This window comes from Siccirubricoccus soli (genome assembly GCF_024178315.1).
In the GTDB taxonomy this organism is placed as follows: domain Bacteria; phylum Pseudomonadota; class Alphaproteobacteria; order Acetobacterales; family Acetobacteraceae; genus Siccirubricoccus; species Siccirubricoccus soli.
The window spans coordinates 1-3,622 of the sequence record NZ_JAMZIK010000280.1; the positions used below are offsets into that span (position 1 = coordinate 1).

Genomic DNA, 3,622 nt, shown 5'->3' on the forward strand with positions numbered 1-3,622 from the left:
GCGCGGCGGGCGCCTCGGCGGCGGGCGAAGGCGGCGGCTCGGGCGGGGCGGCCTGGCGGCGGAGCTGCTCCAGCGCCGGCGCCTCCGGCCCCTCGGCCAGCCGGGCATTGACGCCGGCAAGGCGTTCGGCAGCGCGGCGCACCGCGGCGGGTTCCAGCACCAGCTGGTCCTGGTTCGGCACCTGCAGCCCGCCCGGATTCTCCGGCCGGATCTTCACCGGCCGGCCATCCGGCTCGATCACCGGGATGATGCGGGGCGCGCCGCTGCGGGAGACGCCCCAGGCCACCGCCCCGGCCACCGCCACCACGCCGAGCGCCCCGCCGGCGAAAGCCAGCATGCGCCAGGAGACGGCGGCGGGCCGTTCCGGCCGCGCCCGCCAAGAGGGAACCGCAATATCGCTCACCGCATCTCCTCGACGGGCGTGACCCCCATCACCGCGAGGCCGGACCGGATGACCGTGGCGGTCGCCGCGACCAGAGCCAAGCGGGCGCGCGTCGCCTCGGGCTCCTCGGCCCGGATGAACCTCAGGGTCGTGTCCTCCCGACCCCTGTTCCATAGTACATGAAAGTCGCTCGCCAAGTCATGGAGAAAAAAGGCGATCCGGTGAGGCTCGCGGGCCAGGGCAGCAGCCTCCACGGTGCGCGGCCATTGCACCAGCCGGCGGATCAGGGCGAGTTCCGCGGCATCCGTCAGGACCTCCAGCGGCGCCTCGGCCAGGGAGCCGGGCGCCGGATCCTCCGCCTGGCGCAGCACGGAGCGGCAACGGGCATGGGCGTACTGCACGTAGAAGACCGGGTTGTCGCGCGACTGCTCCACCACCTTGTCGAGGTCGAACTCCATCTGCGCATCGGATTTGCGCGTCAGCATGGTGAAGCGGACGGCGTCGCGGCCCACCTCGTCGATCAGGTCGCGCAAGGTGATGTAGGTGCCGGCGCGCTTCGACATGCGCACCGGCTGGCCGTCCTTCACCACATGCACGATCTGGGTGAGCACCACGTCCAATGGCACCCGCTTGTCCGAGAGCGCGGCGACGGCCGCCTGCATGCGCTTTACATAGCCGCCATGGTCGGCGCCCCAGACATGCACCAGCTCGTCGAAGCCGCGCTCGATCTTGTGCAGGTGGTTGGCGATGTCGTTGGCGAAGTAGGTGCCGCTGCCGTCCGATTTGCGCAGCGGCCGGTCCACCTCATCGCCGAATTGCGTGGCACGGAACAGGGTCTGCTCGCGCGGCTCCCAATCCTCCGGCGTCTTGCCCTTCGGCGGCTCGAGGACGCCGCGATAGATGAGGTCCTTGGCGGCGAGCAGCGCTTCCGCCTGCTCCAGCTTGCCCTCGCGGACGAGCTGGGCCTCGGAGATGAAGACGTCCTGCACCACGCCGAGGGCGGCGAGGTCCTCGCGGATCGCCTCCATCATCCGGGCAACGGTGAATTCGCGGACCGTGGCGAGCCAGTGATCCGGGCCGGCCATGCCGATGCCATGGATCTCGTCCCGGGTGGCGAGCGAATCGCCGAAGCGTTCGCGCAGCGCTTCGCCGACCGGGATGAGGTATTCGCCGCGATACTGCAGCCCGCCGGGCACCAGCTGGGCGTACTCCTCCTCGGTCATCCTGGTGCCGAGGGCCTGCAGGTAGCGCCAATAGGCGGCGTAGCCGAGCGCCTGGACCTGCGCGCCCGCATCGTTGATGTAGTATTCCTTGGTGACGTCGTAGCCGGCCTTGGCCAGCAGGTTCGCCAGCGCATCCCCCACCACCGCGCCGCGGCAATGGCCAACATGCATCGGCCCGGTGGGGTTGGCGGAGACATATTCCACATCGACCCGGCGGCCGGCGCCGGTGGCGCCGTCCCCGTACCGCTCCGCCGCGTCGAGGATGACCGGGAGCTGGGCGCGGAGGAAGGATTCCCGCAGGCGGAGATTGACGAAGCCGGGGCCGGCCGGGCTGGCGCTCTCCACCTCCGGCAGCGCCGCCAGCTTCTCGGCCAGGGCGGCGGCCAGCTTGGGCGGCGCCTGCTTCGCCGCCTTGCCGACGACGAGCGCGCCATTGGTCGCCATGTCGCCATGGGAGGGGTCGCGGGGCGGCTCCACCAGCACGCGGGCGAAGGCCTCCGGCGGCAGCTCGGGCAGCAGGGCGGCAAGGGCGTCCACCACGCGGGTGCGGAGGGCGGCGAAGATATCGTGGCTCGGCATGGGGCGGGGTTTAGCGCGGCGCGGGGCGGGGTGCCACGGCGGGCGAGGTTCGGCCCCCTGGCCATCCTCCGCCCGGCCAAATTTCCGGCCCGCGAACGGGGGCCGACCCTCAGCCTGGAATGTTCGGGTCCGTCAGCCGCCTGTGCTCCTCCAGGGCGAAGCGGTCCGTCATTCCCGCGATGTAGTCGCAGACCAGCCGGGCGCATTCGGCGCTGCCCGGCTCTCCGGCCCGCGCCTGCCAGTCCGGCGGCAGCATCCGCGGCTCGCCATGCAGGAGCTGGAACAGCAACTGGCTGACACGCTTGGATTTCTGCATCGCCCGGTTCACCCGCCAGTGGCGATACATGCGCTGGAACAGGAATTCCCGCACATCCTGGTTCATCGCCTGCATCGGGGCGGAGAAGGCCACCACCGGCGCCGCGGCGGCGCGGATGTCGTCGGCGCTCTTCGGCGCCAGGGCGGCGATCCGGCGCTCGGTCTCCGCCACGACATCCTCGACCATGGCATTGATGACGCGCCGCACCGTCTCCGTCACCAGCCGGTCCCGTGCCATGCCGGCATGGGCGGCGCGGGCCGCCTCATAGGCTTCCCCGATCAGGGGCAGCGCCGCCGCCTCCTCCAGCGTGAAGAGCCGCGCCCGGACGCCGTCATCCAGATCGTGGTTGTTGTAGGCGATGTCGTCCGCCAGCGCCGCCACCTGCGCCTCGGCCGAGGCATGGCTGGTCAGCTCCAGCGGGTGCAGCCGGTCATACTCCGCCAGGTAGGCGGAGGGGCGGCGGACCGGGCCGTTGTGCTTGGCCAGGCCCTCCAGCGTCTCCCAGCTCAGGTTCAGCCCGTCGAAGGCGGCGTAGCGGGCCTCCAGAGCCGTCACCACCTTCAGCGACTGGGCATTGTGGTCGAAGCCGCCATAGGGGCGCATCTGGCTGTCCAGCGCCTCCTCCCCGGCATGGCCGAAGGGGGGATGGCCAAGGTCATGCGCCAGCGCCAGCGCCTCCGCCAGATCCTCGTCCAGCCGGAGGCGGCGGGCGAGGGCCCGGGCGATCTGCGCCACCTCGATGCTGTGGGTCAGGCGGGTGCGGAAATAGTCGCCCTCGTGGAAGACGAAGACCTGGGTCTTGTATTGCAGCCGGCGGAAGGCGCCGGTGTGGATGATCCGGTCCCGGTCCCGCTGGAAGGGCGAGCGCGCATCGCCGCCCGGCTCCGGATGCAGCCGGCCGCGGGAGGCATCGGGGCGGACGGCCCAAGGGGCGCGTTCCTGGGCGCGGGACTCTGCCGACATGGGCAGGACACTGGCAGCCCCACCGCGGAGCGGCAAGGCCGGCCCCCGCCGCGGAGCGGCAAGACGGGCCCCCGCCGCGGAGCGGCAAGACGGGCCCCCGCCGCGGAGCGGCAAGACGGCCCCCGCCGCGGAGCGGCAAGACGGCCCCCGCCGCGGAGC

General features: G+C 72.0%; 2 protein-coding genes and 1 pseudogene. All 3 read right to left on the minus strand.

Features of this window, described 5'->3' with window-relative positions; all coding sequences use genetic code 11:
- Positions 1 to 403 (minus strand): annotated as a pseudogene (locus NJ376_RS28270) (hypothetical protein); the annotation flags it as partial.
- A complete protein-coding gene (gene argS, locus NJ376_RS28275; protein ID WP_252956686.1) occupies positions 400 to 2,184 on the minus strand; it encodes an arginine--tRNA ligase in 1,785 nt (594 codons plus the stop codon). The gene argS and the pseudogene NJ376_RS28270, both read right to left, overlap by 4 nt.
- A 109-nt stretch (positions 2,185 to 2,293) precedes the next feature.
- On the minus strand, positions 2,294 to 3,463 hold the full coding sequence (locus tag NJ376_RS28280; RefSeq protein WP_252956687.1) for a deoxyguanosinetriphosphate triphosphohydrolase: 1,170 nt from the start codon (positions 3,461 to 3,463) through the stop codon (positions 2,294 to 2,296).
- Positions 3,464 to 3,622 lie beyond the last annotated feature (159 nt).

Excerpts from the sequence above, each read along its gene's own strand:
- NJ376_RS28280 (WP_252956687.1), bottom strand. The coding sequence starts at position 3,463 with ATGTCGGCAGAGTCCCGCGCCCAGGAACGCGCCCCTTGGGCCGTCCGC.
- argS (WP_252956686.1), bottom strand. The coding sequence starts at position 2,184 with ATGCCGAGCCACGATATCTTCGCCGCCCTCCGCACCCGCGTGGTGGAC.